General features: G+C 53.9%; 16 protein-coding genes and 1 pseudogene. 11 read left to right on the plus strand and 6 right to left on the minus strand.

Annotation, left to right across the window (positions count from 1 at the left end):
- Positions 1 to 181: 181 nt before the first annotated feature.
- The 3 genes from HWX34_RS20680 to HWX34_RS20690 all read right to left on the minus strand — a co-directional run bounded on the left by HWX34_RS20680 (position 182) and on the right by HWX34_RS20690 (position 3,617).
- Complete coding sequence (locus HWX34_RS20680) at positions 182 to 1,558, minus strand: NAD-dependent succinate-semialdehyde dehydrogenase (RefSeq protein WP_178974054.1); 1,377 nt, start codon at positions 1,556 to 1,558, stop codon at positions 182 to 184.
- Between the two features lie 219 nt (positions 1,559 to 1,777).
- Positions 1,778 to 2,428, minus strand: coding sequence for an NAD(P)-dependent oxidoreductase (locus HWX34_RS20685; RefSeq protein WP_178974055.1), 651 nt, complete (start codon positions 2,426 to 2,428; stop codon positions 1,778 to 1,780).
- 79 nt (positions 2,429 to 2,507) lie between these two features.
- Positions 2,508 to 3,617 (minus strand): alkene reductase, encoded by a 1,110-nt coding sequence (locus tag HWX34_RS20690; protein ID WP_178974056.1) that lies wholly within the window; start codon positions 3,615 to 3,617, stop codon positions 2,508 to 2,510.
- Positions 3,618 to 3,900: 283 nt separating this feature from the next.
- On the opposite strand from HWX34_RS20690, the gene HWX34_RS20695 reads away from it, so the two are divergent.
- Both HWX34_RS20695 and HWX34_RS20700 read left to right on the plus strand, forming a co-directional pair.
- The gene (locus HWX34_RS20695; protein WP_178974057.1) at positions 3,901 to 4,518 is read left to right on the plus strand and encodes a TetR/AcrR family transcriptional regulator; all 618 of its coding nucleotides are present in this window, start codon (positions 3,901 to 3,903) and stop codon (positions 4,516 to 4,518) included.
- A 297-nt stretch (positions 4,519 to 4,815) separates the two neighbouring features.
- Positions 4,816 to 5,748, plus strand: a complete 933-nt coding sequence (locus HWX34_RS20700; RefSeq protein ID WP_218645281.1) for a DMT family transporter — start codon at positions 4,816 to 4,818, stop codon at positions 5,746 to 5,748.
- A gap of 10 nt (positions 5,749 to 5,758) precedes the next feature.
- On the opposite strand, the gene HWX34_RS20705 is transcribed toward HWX34_RS20700, so the two are convergent.
- Entirely contained in the window at positions 5,759 to 6,691 is a 933-nt protein-coding gene (locus HWX34_RS20705; RefSeq protein ID WP_178974058.1) for a LysR family transcriptional regulator, read from the minus strand.
- A gap of 109 nt (positions 6,692 to 6,800) precedes the next feature.
- Between HWX34_RS20705 and HWX34_RS20710 the strand changes: the two genes are divergently transcribed.
- From HWX34_RS20710 to HWX34_RS20730, 5 genes are read left to right on the plus strand one after another with little or no spacing between them, the layout of a single operon-like run.
- Positions 6,801 to 7,469, plus strand: coding sequence for an RraA family protein (locus HWX34_RS20710; RefSeq protein ID WP_178974059.1), 669 nt, complete (start codon positions 6,801 to 6,803; stop codon positions 7,467 to 7,469).
- Complete coding sequence (locus HWX34_RS20715; protein WP_178974060.1) at positions 7,466 to 8,131, plus strand: RraA family protein; 666 nt, start codon at positions 7,466 to 7,468, stop codon at positions 8,129 to 8,131. The genes HWX34_RS20710 and HWX34_RS20715 overlap by 4 nt, the downstream gene beginning before the upstream one ends.
- Complete coding sequence (locus HWX34_RS20720; RefSeq protein ID WP_178974061.1) at positions 8,128 to 8,766, plus strand: RraA family protein; 639 nt, start codon at positions 8,128 to 8,130, stop codon at positions 8,764 to 8,766. Before HWX34_RS20715 ends, HWX34_RS20720 begins: the two co-directional genes overlap by 4 nt.
- Positions 8,767 to 8,768: 2 nt before the next feature.
- Positions 8,769 to 9,989 (plus strand): pyridoxal phosphate-dependent aminotransferase, encoded by a 1,221-nt coding sequence (locus HWX34_RS20725; protein ID WP_218645282.1) that lies wholly within the window; start codon positions 8,769 to 8,771, stop codon positions 9,987 to 9,989.
- A 14-nt stretch (positions 9,990 to 10,003) separates the two neighbouring features.
- Complete coding sequence (locus HWX34_RS20730) at positions 10,004 to 10,807, plus strand: alpha/beta fold hydrolase (protein ID WP_178974063.1); 804 nt, start codon at positions 10,004 to 10,006, stop codon at positions 10,805 to 10,807.
- A gap of 183 nt (positions 10,808 to 10,990) precedes the next feature.
- Here HWX34_RS20730 and HWX34_RS20735 read toward each other — a convergent pair whose 3' ends face one another.
- Positions 10,991 to 11,914, minus strand: coding sequence for a LysR family transcriptional regulator (locus HWX34_RS20735; RefSeq protein WP_178974064.1), 924 nt, complete (start codon positions 11,912 to 11,914; stop codon positions 10,991 to 10,993).
- A 131-nt stretch (positions 11,915 to 12,045) separates the two neighbouring features.
- On the opposite strand from HWX34_RS20735, the gene HWX34_RS20740 reads away from it, so the two are divergent.
- Positions 12,046 to 13,059, plus strand: a complete 1,014-nt coding sequence (locus tag HWX34_RS20740) for an NAD(P)-dependent alcohol dehydrogenase (RefSeq protein WP_178974065.1) — start codon at positions 12,046 to 12,048, stop codon at positions 13,057 to 13,059.
- A gap of 197 nt (positions 13,060 to 13,256) precedes the next feature.
- Here the strand turns inward: HWX34_RS20740 and HWX34_RS20745 are convergent, their stop codons facing one another.
- Positions 13,257 to 14,501, minus strand: coding sequence for a DUF1479 domain-containing protein (locus HWX34_RS20745; protein ID WP_178974066.1), 1,245 nt, complete (start codon positions 14,499 to 14,501; stop codon positions 13,257 to 13,259).
- Between the two features lie 90 nt (positions 14,502 to 14,591).
- Between HWX34_RS20745 and HWX34_RS20750 the strand changes: the two genes are divergently transcribed.
- The 3 genes and pseudogenes from HWX34_RS20750 to HWX34_RS20760 all read left to right on the plus strand — a co-directional run.
- Positions 14,592 to 15,536, plus strand: a complete 945-nt coding sequence (locus HWX34_RS20750; protein WP_178974067.1) for an AraC family transcriptional regulator — start codon at positions 14,592 to 14,594, stop codon at positions 15,534 to 15,536.
- A 237-nt stretch (positions 15,537 to 15,773) separates the two neighbouring features.
- A complete protein-coding gene (gene sgrR / locus HWX34_RS20755) occupies positions 15,774 to 17,483 on the plus strand; it encodes an HTH-type transcriptional regulator SgrR (protein WP_178974068.1) in 1,710 nt (569 codons plus the stop codon).
- A gap of 462 nt (positions 17,484 to 17,945) precedes the next feature.
- Positions 17,946 to 18,294, plus strand: a pseudogene (locus tag HWX34_RS20760) (transposase); the annotation flags it as partial.

Consider the following 18,294-nt stretch of genomic DNA (forward strand, 5'->3'; position numbering starts at 1 on the left):
ACTTTACTGCAGCGGGGTGAATGCCCCGCTGCTTCTACTATGCGAAGGCTGTAACCTGTACTGGTAGCAGACTTTGGTTGCTGGTAATTCGCAGCAGCTCCGATGTCAACTTGTCGGCCAAAGCGGTCTCCAGATGCAAAATAGTGAATGGCTGTTTTCTTCTCAAAAACAGCCATCGCTATCAATGGGATGCAGCAATGACAACCAGTTTACGATTGGCGAACTCGAGCAGACCGCTTTCACCAAGCTCACGGCCATAGCCAGAGCGCTTAATACCGCCAAAAGGTAATGAAGGCCGAGAGGTCGTTGGGGTATTGATAAAGACCATACCCGTTTCGATCTGAGAGGCTAGCAGGCGGGCACGATTGATGTCGGTCGAGAAGATTGATCCACCCAGACCGAATAGCGAATCGTTTGCTAGTGCGATGACTTCTTGATCGTCATCCACGATGTAGATCTGTGCTACCGGTCCAAAGAACTCCTGGTAGTAGGCCGGATTGTCTTTGGAAATTTGAGCAAGTACTGTCGGTTCATAAAAAAAGCCCGTTCGATCGGCACGCTTACCGCCCGTTAAAACTTGTGCGCCATTCTGTACAGCACTTTCAACTTGCTGGCAGAGATCTGCCAGCGCTTCTGCTGAAGCGAGCGGTCCAAGTTGTGTCTCCTCTTCTAGGGGGTCTCCCATCATCACGCTTTTCATACCGGTGACAAATGCGGAGATGAAGTCGTCAGCGATACCGCGCTGTACAACAAAGCGCTTCGCACCGATACAAACCTGGCCCGCATTCGCGATCCGCGCAGAGACCCCGGCACTCACCGCTTTTTTAAGGTCTGCGTCATCCAGTACGACGAAAACGTCGCTCCCACCAAGCTCCAGTGTCGATTTCTTGATCATCTCTGCGGCGCGAGCACCTACTTTGCTGCCCGCTCCCTCAGACCCTGTCAATGCCACGCCTTGAATGAGAGCATCACCAAGAAGTTCTGCAACTTGTGCTGCTGAGATGAATAGATTGGTAACGGCTCCTTTCGGAGCACCTGCCTGACGTAGGATGTCTTCGAATAGAAGTGCACACTTGGGCACGATGCTGGCGTGTTTGAAAACTACGGGATTACCGAGAGCAATCGCAGGAGCAATCACACGGATGAGCTGATATATCGGGAAATTCCATGGCTCTACTGCCAGCAAAACACCGATCGGATGGTATTCAACCCAACCTTCTCCGATGTCATTTGCGACGGGTTGTGGCCGTAGAAGGTTGGCCGCATTGGTCGCGTAGTAGCGCGCAATGGAGGTGCATAGATCAATTTCCTTACGGCCTTGAGAAATGGGTTTCCCCATTTCCTGAGCCATCACCTGTGCAAGCTTCTCACGATTTTCAACAAGCAGGTCTGCCAGTGCTTCCAGTATGGTCAGTCGGGCCGATACGTCACCTTTGGACCAATCTGAGCGGTAAAGCGCATCTGCCGTAGAAAGAATTGCTTCAACTTCGGTGTCGGTATGGTTGTCGAAATGACTGATCGCTTGTTCAGTAAACGGGTTAAGGCTTCTGTATGCCATGATGATTCCAAGGGCTTGTGACAACGAGGAGGACTGGCAGCTGCAAACCTAATGCCGCAAAGAGCAAGTATTGCTTCAGTGGCACAAGAATTAACGGTTCTTCGGGTGTCTTGAAATCGTGGAATACGTGCTCGCGAGGAATTGCAGTACCTTCAATAAGCCAGTTGGGTGACTTCACGACGTTGCATAGAAGCCGTGAAGTCACCGTCATGTGGCTACTTAGTAGCCGATGGTGAAACGGCTACGTTCATGAGCAGGCTTTTCCAGCTCATCGACCAAAGCAATTGCATAGTCTTCGAATGACACTTTGCTCTTGCCTTGCTCATCAAAGATGACGTCATCACCGCCAAGGCGGAATTTGCCGGTTCTCACTCCGGGCTCAATCAGCATCGGAGGGCTGAAGTATGTCCAATTGATGCCGGACTCTCGTAGGGCAGCAAAAGCTTTCATGTGCGATGTGGCGATAGGCACGAGCGGATCTGGCCAATGACCTGATTTGAGAACAGTGACACCTGGTGAGAACCATAGTGAGCCAGCACCACCCACCATGATCAGTCGGGGAACACCGGCGTGCTTGACTGCTGCAATCTCCCGCTCGGTCACTTGCGCCAACTGATCGGTATAGCTCACATCAGAGAAGAAGCGCTGGTCGTCCTTTGGCGGACCAAAGGCACTCACAACAGCATCTGCACCGGCAATGATCTCGGCAATTCGCTCTGCACTACTTAGGTCGTCACGCACGCAATGAATGCTTTTGGGCAGTTTGTCCGGGTTGCGAGCCACGGCTGTAACTTGATGCCCCCGGCTGATCAGCTCACTGAGAATGGTGCGGCCAGCCTGGCCGGTTGCCGCTAGAACAACAACTTTCATGGTAAAACCTCCAGTTAAATTCACTGCTTTTACAGGGTTGGAAACAGGTCCAAACCGAGATGAAAATAGATTGAAAACCTTAGTCGGCCAGTTCCACACTCTCCAGTGCGGGGTAGTCGATATATCCGGCCTGACTACCGCCGTAGAAGGTTGAGCGATCGTAGGCATTCAGAGCAGCACCGAGCCGGAAGCGCTGCGGCAGATCCGGGTTCGCTATGAAAAGTCGACCAAATCCGATTGCGTCGGCACGACCCGAGTTGATAGCGGCCTCTGCCGTTTCTTTGCTGAATCCCCCGGAGAGAATGAGAGTGCCGGGCCAGAAGGCTCGCAATTGATCAACACTGCTAGGCGTACCAATCTGCATCCCGCCACCACCACGTGCTTCGATCAAGCTGACGTAGGCAATACCCATTTGATCCAGGCGAGTGAGAACGTGTGCATACAGCGCGATCGGGTCTGAGTCACCGACATCATTGAATGTTGAGAACGGGGACAGGCGCACCCCAACTCGATCTGCACCCCAGATTTCAATCATGGCCTCTGTTACTTCCAGCAGCAGGCGTGCACGATTCTCAATCGAACCACCATAGGCATCGGTACGCTTGTTCGAACTGTCGTGCAGGAACTGTTCCAGCAGATAGCCGTTGGCACCGTGTACTTCGACACCATCAAAGCCTGCTGCAAGTGCATTTCGAGCGCCTTCGCGATAGGCGTCGATGATGCTCGGAATTTCTCTCAGCTCCAGCTCACGAGGTACTTCATACGGGACCTGTTGCCATTCAGGGGTAAGGGATACTTCGTTGCTGATAGCGATGGCCGACGGTGCGACGGGAAGCACACCATCAGGCTGAAAGCTGGAGTGGGAGGAACGTCCAACGTGCCATAGCTGCAGAAAAATGACCCCACCTTTGGCATGTACTGCGTCAGTCACTTTTTTCCAGCCAGCAACTTGTGCTTCAGAGTGGATTCCTGGCGTCGACGGATAACCCTGTCCATAAGGGGTCACTTGCGTGGCTTCAGCAATGATCAATCCGCCGGCTGATGCGCGCTGGCCGTAGTACTCAGGAGCTAGCTCATTGGGAACATTGCCTTGGCCTGCACGCATCCGGGTCAGCGGCGGCATGACAATACGATGGCTTAGCTGCAGATTGCCCAGTTGAAGGGGTGAGAACAATGATTTTGACGACATAGGTAGATCCTCGGTAGGCAAAGCAAGGCTCAACAGGCAGTCACGCCATCGGGCCCGGCATCAAGTGAAGGTAGCCAAGCGCTTTTCTTTTTTTAATATGACCGGTCGTCTTGTATTAGTCAAGAAGCAAAATTTGTCTATGACTACTCACGGTCAAAACGCGAACAATTTCCTACTTTCGATGGTGATTTAGAAGCGAATAGGCAGAGGTGAGCTTGACGATCAAAGAGCCGTTGAGTAAAAATAGGAGATGACCGGTCATTAATTATTCAAGCGCAACGTGATGGAATCCTCAAGTACGCCAGCTCGCCGTGGCCCCAAGCCTAAGCCCCATACCAGGGACAACCTCATCCGTGCAGGAGTGCGGATGTTTCATGATGCGGGTTACTCCGCAACGGGTATCAAAGAGATCACGGATGCCGTAGAAGTACCCAAGGGCTCTTTTTACAATCATTTTGAGAGCAAGGAAGACTTTGGCCGAGAGGTTGCTGATTTCTACTTCGGCAAGGGGCTGGTTGACCTGCGCGCCTTCTTTGAAAATGAAGAAATTCCACCTCTTGAGCGCTTGAAAACCTACTTCGACCAGCGAATTCAGGGCTTCCAGAGTTCAGGCTATGTCCGCGGTTGCTTGTTGGGGAATTTGAGCCTGGAAGTAGCAGATCACAGCCAACTGATCCGAGATAGCCTGGCGACGCACTTCAGAACCTGGAGCAGGCTGTTTGAGACCTGCATTGCTGACGCACAAAAATCGGGAGCAATCCACAATCGACTGCCTGCCTCAGTGCTTGCTCAGTTTGTTCTTAACAGTTGGGAAGGGGCAATACTGAGAATGCGAGCAGACAAGAGTGACGCGCCGCTTAAAGAGTTTGTAGAGGTTGTATTCAGCTCGCTGCTGGTTTGACAGTGAAGATATACGTCCGCTAAGCGATTGAACTGGGACGCCTGGCAATCCAGGAATGGTGACCGCTTTGGCCGAACTGCCGACAACCAGGCTGCTTCACCAGCTGTTAGTCGGCCAAAGCGGTCTGTCATGGCGAAACCTGCGAGGTCCGCTTCTGTATGGATTGCAGCTGCCAAGGTGTCTGGATAGGTCGGGGGACTTCAGTCTGATTTCCCTATCACAGCCATTGGCTAAAAGTATTTAACCTTTCCTATCGGCCAGCCGATCATCGCCTATTTCTCATGCGTGGTACCTGCATTGAAAGTCCTCTTCACCCCAGAACAGCGTGGTGTGCTGTTTGCCTTTCTGGCCGCCTTCGGCTTTTCCTTCAAGGCGATCTTCGTCAAGCTGGCCTATGCCTCGGCCACAGTTGATGCGGTCACCCTGCTTACGCTACGTATGGTGTTCTGCATTCCCTTTGTGCTGCTGGCAGCCATTCCTGCGATCCGGAGATTTCCCCGCCTACCGGCGCGCGACAAGGGACTACTACTTGTATTGGGCGTGCTGGGCTATTACGGTTCCAGCATGCTGGATTTTTACGGACTGCAATACATCAGCGCGGGGCTGGAACGGCTGATCCTGTTTACTTACCCTACCATTACCATCGCCATTGGCATCGTGTTCATGGGCAAGAAAGCCGATGCGCGCATCCTGCTGGCTGCAGCCCTGTCCTACGGTGGTATCGCCATTGCATTTTTGCACGATGCCGGCCAGAGCCGTGATATCGGCACGGTATTGCTGGGTGCAGGTTTTGTCTTTGCCTGTGCGGTGCTGTATGCCTTTTACAATGCAGGCTCGGAGATTGCCATTCGCCGCATGGGTGCACATCAGTTTTCCCTGCTGGCTATCCTGATTGCCACCGCCGCCATCCTGCTGCATTTTGTCCTGGCCAGACCACTGGCCACTCTGCGGCTGCCGTGGCCTGTTTATGGCTACAGCGTCGGCATGGCGCTGTTCTCTACCATTCTGCCCATCTTTTGGCAGTCCATTTCCATCCGCCATATCGGTGCCGAACGCTCGGTGCTGATCGGTACGCTGGGGCCGGCCCTGACCTTGCTGTTTGGCTGGTGGCTACTACACGAACCGATTTCGCTGGCGCAACTGGCTGGTACCGCGCTGGTCATGGCCGGGGTTCTGCTAGCCAGTCGTCAGGCAAAGCCAGCTTTGGCCCTGCCTGAAAACCAGGCGTGATGCGGCCTTATCAGCTGGCATCAACCCGCGTGTTGCCATCTGTCGCGTGCAGATAAGTGGCACTGATGTGATCAATCACGATATCAATGAGTGGGTTCTGGCGCTTGCTGCTCCAGGCCATGGCAGTGGTGACCACATGCAGGCCATCTTCCAGTGGACGTATCACCACTGCCGGAGGTGCCATCAGCTGCAATGAGTCCGGTACCAGCGCCACACCCTGCTTGCAGCCAACAAATGCAATCTGAGATGCAACTGAACGGACTTCATGCAGGATTCGGGGTGAAAAGCCGCTATTGCCGCAGGCTGAAATCAGGGCATCAAAGGACAAGGGACTCACCTTGCGTGCAAACATGATGAAGTTCTCCTCAGCCAGGTCTGCCAAGTACAGCCCGGACCGTTCGCACAGCGGATGCGCAGCTGGCAAGGCTACGGCCAGACGATCCTGGCGGATGGGCAGTGAATTGATGTTTTCGCCCAGATTACCTTCCAGCCGGGCAAAGGCAAGGTCGATATCACCGGCTTCCAAAGCGGGGATCGCTTCATAACTGTCGATTTCCTTGACCGCGATGGTCAACCCGGGGTGGTTCTGCCTTACCTGTTCGATGAGTGCCGGCAACACCTCAAGGATGGCTGAGGTAATTGCACCGATGGTAACCGTGCCGATTTGCCCGGCCACCGCCTCACGCACCGCCAGCTCCAGGCTTTCCAGCTGCTCGGCAAACTTCCGCACTGCCGGCAGGATAGCCTGACCCACCGGGGTCAGCTGCGCGCCGCGCCGCGAGCGATCAAACAGCTTCACCTTGAGTGCGTGCTCCAGTACTTGAATCTGCTCGGTTAGCGGGGGTTGCGACATGCCTAGCCGTTTTGCGGCACGGCCAAAGTGTTTCTCTTCGGCAATGGCCAGGAACAGCCAGAGGTGGCGAATCAGGCGGAAGTTGATCATGATTTTGATAGGTTTTTCGTATTTAAACTTTAGATACAACGGAATTTACCTATTTAACTGTAGAGCGGAAAGTAGGCCTCACACAAGTCCCTGACCCAGGAGTGACGCCATGTCCCTGATTTCCCCGCTCGCCCGATTACAGCAACTGGACAGCAATACCCTGTCCGATGCACTCGACTTCTTTGACCTGCCCGGTGCTACCTATGGCCTGCGCCCGCTGTGGGATTGCCCCAAAGTGGTGGGGCGTGCCAGCACGGTTCAACTGGGTCGCAAAACCGACGCCCAGCCCACCGTCCATCTTATTTCACCCGTGATTGACACCATTTCCAGCCACGACAGGGTGCTCGTCATTGCCGGTGGTGTGGAGGGCATTTCCTGCTGGGGCGATATTTTGGCCAATGCCGCCAGATGCAAGGGTATCCGTGGCACCGTCATCGATGGCCTCAGCCGGGATATCGACGGCAGTTCCGACATTGGCTACCCGGTGTATGGACGCGGCGTCACCATGATCAGCGCCCGCAACCGGTTAGTGCAGCTGTCGTCCGGCCAGCCGGTCAACATGGCGGGTGTCACCGTGTCAGAAGATGACTACGTTCTAGCAGATCGCTGTGGCACCGTGTTCACCCCGGCCCAGCATATTGATGAAGTGCTGACTCTGGCCGAGAAAATCGCGCGCCGTCAGGACGGCATGGTGGCTGCCGTGCGCAGCGGTCGTTCCGTCGCAGAGGTCATGCACGACAAGCAATTTGAAGCCATCAAACAAGGAGAGGCGCAATGATGCACTCCGACCAGCAACTTGTTGCCGCCTTTGCCGGGCTGGATACCCCGGCAGTATCCGATGCCATGGACAAGCTGGGCCTGCCCGGCCAGTGCCTGGGCATCATGCCGCTGGATAACTACCGCGCTACCGTGGTCGGGCCGGCCTTCACCGTGAAATACGTGAGCGCCAGCACACCGGCAGGAACGGTGGGAGATTTCATTGACGATGTCGCCCCGGGCGATGTAGTGGTCATTGATAACGATGGCCGTACCGATTGCACGGTATGGGGCGACATCATGACCCAGTACGCCGGTATGCGACACATCGCAGCTACCGTCATTGACGGTGTCTGCCGTGACGTGGGCAAAGCCTTGGCCGATGGCTATCCACTGTTCACTCAGGGACGCTTCATGCGTACGGGCAAGGACCGGGTGCAGGTGGAGGCGCTCAATGGCACGGTATCCATTGGCACGGCACGGGTCTGCTCCCGTGACATCGTGGTTGCTGATGCCAATGGCGTAGTCGTGGTGCCGCGTGAACGTGCCGCCGAGGTTGCCGCACTGGCACGCCATATCGAAAGCGTGGAAGCCCGGATTCGCGCACAACTGGCTGCTGGAAAAACACTGGCCGTGGCCCGTACCGAACTGGGTTATCACGATCTGCAAAGGAAACCGGCATGAGCAATTCCGCTTTCAGTCTGGAGCAGCGTACCCGCTGCCTGACATTGGGCAGCGCCACCCTGTACGAGGCATCGGGCCTGAACTGCGCAGTAGATCCGCAGATTCGACCGATATGGGAGGGCGCGGCACTGGCGGCTCCGGCATATCCATTGATTTGCTCCCCCGGTGACAACCTGTCCATTCATATCGCGCTGGAGCGCGCCCCGGCAGGCAGTGTGCTGGTGGTGGATGCCGCCGGTTTCATTGCCGGCTACTGGGGTGAGGTGCTGACCGTTGCCGCCGAGGCTGCTGGCATTGCCGGACTGGTCATCAATGGTGGTGTGCGCGATGTGGCTGCAATCGGCGCGCATCGCTTTCCGGTGTTTGCCCGTGGCATTTCGGTACGCGGCACCGTCAAGGCAAGTAGCCCGGCCGTCGGCCAGGCCATGCTGTTTGCTGGTGCGCCAGTGGCAGCAGGTGATCTGGTTGTCGCCGATGCCGACGGCGTCATCATCCTGCCCGCAGCAGCCGTAACGTCAACCTTGCAGGCAGCAGAAGCCCGAGCAGAAAAAGAAAACATCATGATGCAGCAGCTACGCCAAGGGGCTAGCACCCTGGAACTGATGGGGCTGTCCTGCTGGCGAGAAAGAGCATGAACATGAATACTCCCGTACTGAACAAATATCTGGCCAGCGCCCAGCCTTCGGCCACCTACAAGGTGATGGACCGGGTTGCCGCGCTGCGCGCAGCTGGCGTCGAAGTGATTTCCCTGTGCGCCGGTGAGCCGGACTTTGATACCCCGCTGCACATTCGTGCCGCAGCCATGGCCGCTATCAATCATGGTCACACCCGTTACACCCAGGTTGCCGGCCTGAAGGCCCTGCGCGAAGCGGTGGCTGACAAATTCCGCCGCGAAAACGGTCTGGATGTGCAGTGGGCCGATACTCTGGTCTGTTCTGGTGGCAAGCAGGTGATTTTCAATGCGTTGGCCGCCACCCTGAATGAAGGTGATGAGGTCATCATCCCCGCGCCTTACTGGGTCAGTTACCCGGAAATAGTACAACTATGCGGTGGCAAGTCCGTCATCCTGCCTTGCGGCCCAGACAGTGGCTTCAAGCTGACGGCTGCACAGCTGGCGGCCGCCATTACACCGCAAACCCGCTGGCTGATCCTGAACTCACCATCCAATCCCAGTGGGGCGGTGTATCTGCGTGAGGAACTGCAAGCGCTGGCCGAGGTTTTATTGGCCAATCCGCAGGTACTGGTACTATCCGACGATATATACGAACACTTGCTGTTTGACGGACAGGTGTTCCATACCCTGGCCCAGATTGAAGCGCGTCTACAGCCCCGCATCCTCACCATGAATGGCGTATCCAAATCCTACGCGATGACCGGTTGGCGCATCGGCTATGCCACCGGCCCACGCTGGCTGCTGGATGCCATGGAAAAACTGCAGGGACAGCAGACCTCAGGCGCTTGTTCCATTTCGCAGCATGCCGCGCTGGCAGCCCTGACCGGGCCGCAGGATTTCATTTCCCGCTCACGTGGTGTGTTTGAAAACCGGCGCGACATGATGGTGCGCCTGCTCAACGAAATACCCGGCCTGTCCTGCATCAAGCCGACGGGGGCTTTTTATGCCTTTGCCTGTTGCGAGGCCTTGCTGGGCAAACGCAGCCCGGCTGGCAAACTGCTGCAAACTGACGAAGACGTCGCCATTGCCCTGCTGACGGAAGCCAGTGTGGCGGTAGTACACGGTAGCGCCTTCGGCCTGGGGCCTTATCTGCGTGTTGCCTATGCACTTGATGAGGCATCGTTGCGGAAGGCCTGTGCTGCGATCCGGACTTTCTGCAGCACGGTGATGGCCGTCAACGGCTGAAACAGGGAGACAAGATGAAACCACAACCACTACAGACCCAGACGCTAGCCATCCACATTGAAGGTATGGAACTGACTGTTTCTGCTCTGTATCGCCCAGGTCCCAAAGAACCGATTGTCTTTCTGCACGGTTTTGGCTCGACCAAGGAAGACTATGCCGACATCGTCCAGCATCCGGCGTTTGATGGCCATGCCGTGATTGCCTATGACGCCCCTGGCTGCGGGGCCAGCATCTGCACTGCTCTGGACAAAGTAGGTATTCCGCTATTACTGAAGACAGCTCGCGCCATGCTGGCACGCTATCAGATAGGGCAATTCCATCTGGTAGGACATTCTATGGGAGGCTTGACCGCGCTGTTGCTGGCTCATGAATTACAGGAAGGGGTGCTCAGCTTTACAGACATCGAAGGTAATATTGCACCAGAAGATTGCTTCCTGAGCAGGCAGATTCATGATTATCCAGCATCCGATGCAGAGCAATTCTTTAGCGACTTTATCCACCGGACCAGCCAGGCTCCGGATCATGCCAGCGCCCTCTATGCCGCCAGCCTGCACCACAAGGTCCGTCCAGCAGCAGTGCGCGGAATTTTTACTTCCATGGTCGAGCTGTCCGACCATGGACAGTTAATGGAAAAGTTTCTGGCCTTGCCTTGCCGCAAGATGTTCATGTACGGAGCCAGCAATGCAGGACTAAGTTACTTGGGCCACATCCAGGCCAACGGGGTAAGGCTGGCCGAGATCCCGGCATGCGGCCACTTCCCCATGTACTCTAATCCGGTTGCGATGTGGGAAAAGATAATGGATTTCATTGTGTATTAGGGCTAACAATGAAGTGCATGTAGATCACTTATGTGACCATGCACTTCAAGTGAAGCTCTAGGTTTGAAGTAGCAATAACTTATGTCCTGTCTGTGCATCAGCAATACGGCATAAACTGATCACCTAATGCCTTCACCCTTCCAGGAAAAGTTGCTATGTCGGTATCTAATTGCAGCAATTCTTCTATAGCAACTTTGCATTAAAGACATCAGGTCTATTTTTCGCGAGGTTAACAAGCGCGTCTACTGCAACTCTGACTTTGGGCTGCAAATGCCAAGTTTTTTGCCATAGGACATGGATTGGCATCGATCCTCCAGTTGTATTTCGCAAGACTTGCACCAGTAAACCACTACGCAACCCATCATTAGCCAACCATGATGGCAGTTGAGCAAGACCACAGCCAGATAAGCACGCATGCAGCAATGCATCACCATCCGGGAGCTCGTGTCGCACAGGGACTTCCTGTGAAGATATCGTACCTGTTGAGTCTTTAAATAACCAAGTGGGCTTGGTTGTTCGTCTCCAGCCGACTAGGCAATCATGCCGTCTTAAATCATCATAAAGATGAGGCACTCCTTTTCGTCCCAGATACGCTGGTGATGCACAAATTACCATGTGTTGGTCACCAAGATGTCGGGCGATTAACTCAGGATGATCACCAAGTATGCCGATACGAACGGCCATATCTATTCCCTCACTTAGCATATCAATTGCTTGATCTCTTAGTGTGAAGGATAAGTCTAAGCGAGAAAATTTCCCCGTAAGTTCAAGCAGGGGGGGGACTATGTGCCGGCGGCCAAAAGTAGTGGGTAGGTCAATTCGGAGGCGACCGATAGGCTCTCGGTGACCAGTCGCCAAGAACGATTCTGCTTGATCAAGTTCATCCAAGATGCGCCGACAGCTTAGTAGATAAGCTTCGCCTTCATTCGTGAGGTCAATTCGGCGTGTAGTTCTATGAAGTAGTTGCACACCAAGTCTTGCTTCTAGTTTCGAAATACTTTTGCCAACAGCAGATCCTGTGAGCCCCAGTTGCATTGCAGCGCCTGTAAGGCTTCCTTTCTCTATAGCCAACACGAACTCTCGGATACCTGCAAAGCGATCTTCCATAGCTATCCTCCTTATTGTGGAATTTTAGGATGGAAAGTGTGTAATTTTATCTACTTACTCAATTTTTTGGAAGTAATTAAACTCTGCTTTCTTTGAGAGCCTCTCGGCACTCTCATCTACTGGAGAGAAACATGAAAGCATGGATGTTGAAAGATTTCGGCTTGCAAAACCTTGAGCTCGGAGAGGTTCCTACCCCAGTGCCACAGGCAGGTGAGCTGTTGGTAAAAGTTGGCGCTGTATCACTGAATTTCCGCGATAAAGCCATTGTTGATGGAATCTACGAGCCACATCTTGTACCGAAAGATCTAATTCCCGTATCTGATGCTGTTGGGGAGGTGGTCGCTGTTGGTGAAGGAGTTACCCGCTTCAAGTTAGGTGATCGTGTCAACTCACACCTCTACTCTCGTTGGCTGGACGGAGAGCCTGGTCCGGATGAGCCTGCCTACTGCTTTGGCATGCCTCTGCCGGGTGGATTGGCTGAATTCATGATTATTCATGAAGACAGTGCCGTCCGCGCACCAGAAAACATGACAGATGAGGAAGCGTCCACACTACCAATTGCGGCACTGACGGCTTGGTATTCATTGATGGACGTAGGCAACCTAAAACCTGGCCAATCTGTATTAGTGCAGGGCACCGGAGGTGTCTCAATCTTTGCTGCTCAAATTGCAGCTGCATATGGTGCTCGCGTGATTGCGACATCAAGTAATGATGAGAATCTAGATAAGGTCAAAGCCCTTGGTGTCGGTGATGGTATCAACTACCGCACATATCCAGATTGGGAGAAGAAAGTACTGGAATTGACCGATGGGAAAGGTGTTGATGTGACAATCGACGTTGCTGGGGGGAATGGCCTTAACCAATCAGTTCTAGCGACAAAAGCGGCGGGTGTGATTGCCCAAGTTGGTTTTCTGACAGGTCAAACTACGCAGTTGCAACTGATGCCAGTGATCTTCCGCCAGACAACTATTCGCGGCATCGCTGTTGCCCCGCGCAGCTCATTTGATCGCATGAATCCGTTCCTCGACAAGCACAGTATCAAGCCTGTTATTGACAAAGTGTACAAGTTTGACGAAGCAGTTCAGGCATTCGAACACCTTGCCCGTGGTCCATTTGGCAAAGTCGTCATCAAAGTCGCTGACTGATTTATTCAAGCTGCCGGCCGGGATCATCCCGGCCAGTGATATGGCAGATAAAGGGTACATAATGTCATTAACTAATGGAATGCGGAAGGAGGCATCCCCGTGGCGAAACGAGTTGCACAGTGCCCAAAATTGTAGAAAAACTCAACAATCTAAAAAAAGCTGCCCGAAGGCAGCGCAATGTGAGACAAGAGAGAACTTCATTTGAATCCTAGCTGTGCCTTTCCTTGCTGGGAAAGCGTTCCCGCTGAGGCACGGCCAACAAAATTGACTTCAAAATGATCTTCCGGAAAATCCGGTGGGCTTTTTCCTTCCAAAAATGTGGGTAGCTGACGGGCCAGATAGGCATCATTCTTGGCGCACCCCGGAATCGCTGCGATATACATGACGTTGCTCCAGTGACTTCCATGGTGCTCATCTTCTACAGCGTGAATGACGTCGCTATGCCAGAACACGGTATCGCCTGGTTGCATCTGCGGAATGGATGACAAAGCACCATCCAGTGCCTGATGCCACTCCGGTTTGATAGAAAGTGCTCGTCCAGGCAAGGCTCCGCACAAATCATCCTCAGGGACATCATCCTGCAAGGCACGCAGTAATAAATAGGCCATCACGTTGGCAATCGGGATCAGCTGTAAGGTACCGTCACCAGGGCCTTGAGGGGTCAGAGCTGTCCAGCCCTGGAAAGTGCGAAACATCGAGCAAACAGCAGGCGAAGGAATCTCGCGGACCTCGGTACGGTATGCGCCATCAAACGGGTCATAGTCCCGCCAGTTGCCACTGAATACATGCCGGTACACTTTACGGAAATTCTCATCCAACCAGCGCTCCACCGAGCCGCCGTCACAATGTGCTGAAAGTCCCAGCGAAGCTGACCCTGGAGGGCGTCGCCGCAAGCGGTCAGCATAGCTGGGTACTTGCTCTGGATCGAAGTGACGCTGCCCTTCACTTTCACTCAGCCACAGGCGGTTCAGGAATACGCGTGCCTGGGTCAGCTCTGCGGACTGCCTGGCCTCTACTTGGGGTTGCGACCAGTAGACACCATAGATTTGTGGCTTGCTGGATACGAGCTCCCCAAAATACTTATCTTCTGCCCGGTATTTGAGACGTTCATCCAGATTGTTCTCAGCCAGATAGTGGCCGATTTGCTTATCCCATTCTTCGGCCTGTTCTGCAGCAAATACGCCTCGAATGACACATGCACCACGAGTCTTGATCGCAGTGATGAGACGAGGATCTACCTTGTCCCCAGCGATGTCGGCGTAGTTGATTTCCGGAATGACTGACAGGCCGCGCTCCTTCTCCTCATGCAAAATGGCGACCTGGCGACGTATGTCTGTTTCTACTTCCTTAAATACTTCGCGGTAATTGGGCAAGGCTGCGCGTAGCTGCTGCTTGGCCGCACGAATGGCATTGGTTAAGTCCTTGATGTGCAGGGTATGCATCTTGTTGTCTCCTTTGGTGGAGGAGCCAGCATAAAACAGGGCGTTTGTCAGATGTGATACGATTAAGCCAAATTATTTGCCTGATCTGCCATGAAAGCTACATTCGAGCATGTCACCCTGGCTGAAGGGTGTTCGCTACGGGTTTACCACCGCCGGCTGCAACATATTCCTTTCGAGTGGCATCACCACCCCGAATATGAGCTGACGCTGACCTTGAACAGTCAGGGAAAGCGATATATTGGCGACTCAATCACCGACTACGGCAACAACGACCTGGTGCTGCTGCCACCGAATCTGCCGCATAGCTGGTCTTCCAATACGTCGATTGCGCCTGATGAGGATCAGGTGGCGGTCGTGCTGTGGTTTGATGGCGACTGGGCCAGACGGCTGGTTAGTTGTTGCCCGGAGTATGGTCCGCTACTGCGCCTGATGCGGCATGCGGGCTGTGGTCTGTCGTTCGGGCCGGATTCGGCAGCACTGATGCAGCAGCGACTGGATGGATTGTTGTCAGTGCTGCCAAGAAGCAGGTTGATGGCGGCGCTGGACATCCTGTGTCTGCTGGCTGATGAAGTTGGTACGCCACTTGCGTCACCCACCGCATTTCAAACCATGGGCAGGCCGTCTGGACATCAGCCGGAACGAATCAATCGCATTTTGGCCATGATTGATGCCCAATTTGCCCAGCCATTAAGCATTGAGCAGTTGGCTGCGGCAGGTAGCTTGTCCTCGCGCTCATTGCACCGCTATTTCTTGCAGCATCTGGGGGAGAGTGTGAGTCGCTACCTCATGCGCATCCGCATTGCGCATGCCTGTCAATTGTTAGTAGATACCCGTTTGTCGATAGCCAGCATTGCCATGCAGTCTGGCTATCCGAATACCGCCAATTTCAATCGCCAGTTCCGCAGTCTCAAGCACATGACACCACTGCAGTACCGTAAGGCCTTCACCGACCGGTCAGCACCAGAGGCTGAGCAGGCAGATGATTTACAGCGCAGGCCGTATTCCCTGGGGCATAACACAACAAATACGGACTAATCCGACTCTGCTTTGTCAGGTGTTGCACTGCCTGACTGCTTCGGTGCCGTCGGTGGCATGAACTCCTGCAGCTGCAGTAAGGCCCAGCGGACTTTGCTGCTGTTATCCGGCATGATTCGGGACAAGTAGGAGGCGTAATAAGCCATTGTGTCTGCTGTTTTCATGGGTGTGCATCCTCTGCGTCAAGATGCTGTATCTTTCCCGAAAAACCGGCATGATTAAATTGCTGAAATTACTTTGAAAATTTCCTCTTTTATGCACCCGAAACGGCTTACCCAGCAGTACCACAGGCTCTATCAGCATTTTTCCGGACAGGAAGTGGATACCCAGTTGCAGCAATTGGCCGATATTGCCTGCTGTACCCGTAGGCATATGCGTAATGTACTAAACAGCATGCAGCAGGAGGGTTGGCTGGAGTGGCAAGCTCAAGCCGGGCGTGGCGGACGTTCCAGGCTACGCTTCTGTTGCAAGCCGGAGAGCTTGCGACGTGATAGTGCAGCCTCGTTGTTGGGACAGGGGAAAGTAGAGCAGGCATTGGAAGTGCTTGACCATGACAAACAAGCACTGGCGACCATTTTGCTGCAGCAACTTGGCCAACATTGGCGGAACAACCGCCAGGTACTGAGTATTCCTTACTACCGCGCATTACCCAGCCTCTATCCCGGTACAGATCTGCGCCGTTCCGAGCGCCATCTTGTTCGGCAGATTCATAGCGGGCTTACTGTCATGAATGAGGAAAAAGGGGAAGTCGAAGCGGATGTGGCGCATCACTGGCACCAGCACTCCTCCCTGGAGTGGCACTTTCATCTTCGCCCCTGCGTGCGCTGGCATGATGGTCGCCTGTTAAGCGTAGATGATGTAAAAGACAGTTTGCTGCGACTGCGACAACTTCCCTTGTTCTCACATATCCAGACAGTCCAGGCACTTACTCCGCGTTGCATCAGTATTGTGCTAAATGAAGAGGATGCGCGGCTTCCAACCTTGCTGGCAGACAGTGCGGCATTACTCCTTCCATCAAGCCACGCTCAAAACCCAGAATTCGCCTCGCACCCCATTGGTTGTGGTCCCTACAAGGTTATGGCCAACGATGACTTTCACTTGAGTCTGCAGGCTTTTGATGACTACTTTGGTTATCGTGCCTTGCTGGACGAGATTGATATCTGGATATTGCCCGAGCTAGGCGTGGAGCAGAGCTCGGAACAGCAATCCACAAAAGGGCTGGAGGTGCAGGTTTCACCTGTGGCCAGTGCAGAACAAGCGTACGCCATGGAGGCGGAACAAGGCTGTTATTTTGTACTGCTTGATTCACGCTCAGCGCTCCTGCGTAGCCAGGTATTGCGTCAGCAACTATCCCATCTACTTTCTCCATTACTACTTATTCAGCATATTCCTCTGGATGTGCGGCAATACTGGACGGTGGCAAGCAGTTTGCTGCCGCAATGGTTTCACCTGCGTCAGCAACATGAAGTGGTTGGAGTGCCGGAGCATGGCACGCTATCGCTTAACCTGGCTTTCCCTGAAGATCAGCCTGACTACCCCGCAATTGCACAGGCGATTCAGGATTGCTTGGCTGCTGCGCAGATCGAAGTAAGCTGCCACAGCATTAGCTTTACTGACTGGCAGCAAGGGCTTGGCGGGTTTGATATGTATTTGGGCTCAGTCAATTTTACCAGCGATATCGACTACGCCATTCCTGCCTGGCTACTAGGGACCCCACTGGTACGTAATGCGGCTTTTGACGCTCACAACCATCAGGCGACTGACTTACATAGTGAATGGCGCAGAGGAGTACTGGATGCTGGTAATTTAACCGCGTATGTTCTCAGCCAACATACACTACTTCCCCTCTTTCATAACCGGCTACGCCTACAAGTCAGCGATGGCATGCAGGATTTAAAGCTCAACGCGCTGGGCTGGTTTGACTTCAAGTCGGCCTGGCATCGTTGATGCCATGTCACATGGGGGGGGGGGCGATCAGGTTCTGTCCGAAGTTAGATGTAAACCTGTCGTTACTCCCAACCATTCTCACGGACTGCTTTGGCCGAACTGCTGCCGACCAAACCTATCCACCGGCTGTTGTTCGGCCAAAGCGGCCGGTAGTGTGGTCGACTCAAAACATTCGCTCAGAAACTTAAACCGGACACCCAGCTATCTGAGGGGCGAATGTCCGGCTTTATCTTTCGGCAGCGACTGAAATCGACTCGGAGCCACCACTCAAAGTCCTTAGCCACTTCGTCCTGATACACGGTTATCCGGTCAAGCTGGCACCTGCCAGCAATCTGTATAGCGCTATACAGAGTGAAACCTGAATTTTTAATGCATCTGTTCTATTGCGATGCAAGCGACGTCCCCCCGGTATTGAGTAGCACGTGACTTTAGAGTCCAATCAACCACACACGGAGATTGGATATGAAGAAACGATTCACCGAAGAACAGATCATCGGCTTCCTGCGCGAAGCGGACGCGGGAATGCCCATTGCCGAACTGTGCCGCAAGCACGCCTTCTCGGAGGCCAGCTATTATCTCTGGCGCAACAAATTCGGCGGAATGAATGTCTCGGAGGCCAAGCGTCTGAAGGAGCTGGAGACAGAGAATGCGCGCCTGAAAAAACTCTTGGCCGAGACTATGCTCGAGAACGAGATTGCCAAAGAGGCCTTGCGAAAAAAGTGGTGAGCGCACCGTCACGGCGGGAGCTGGTGCGCCATCTGGTGGGCAAAGGGCTCAGCGAGCGCAAATCGCTGCGCCTGGCCGGCATGAA

It is taken from the genome of Aquitalea sp. LB_tupeE, from assembly GCF_013391415.1.
Taxonomy (GTDB): Bacteria; Pseudomonadota; Gammaproteobacteria; order Burkholderiales; family Chromobacteriaceae; genus Aquitalea.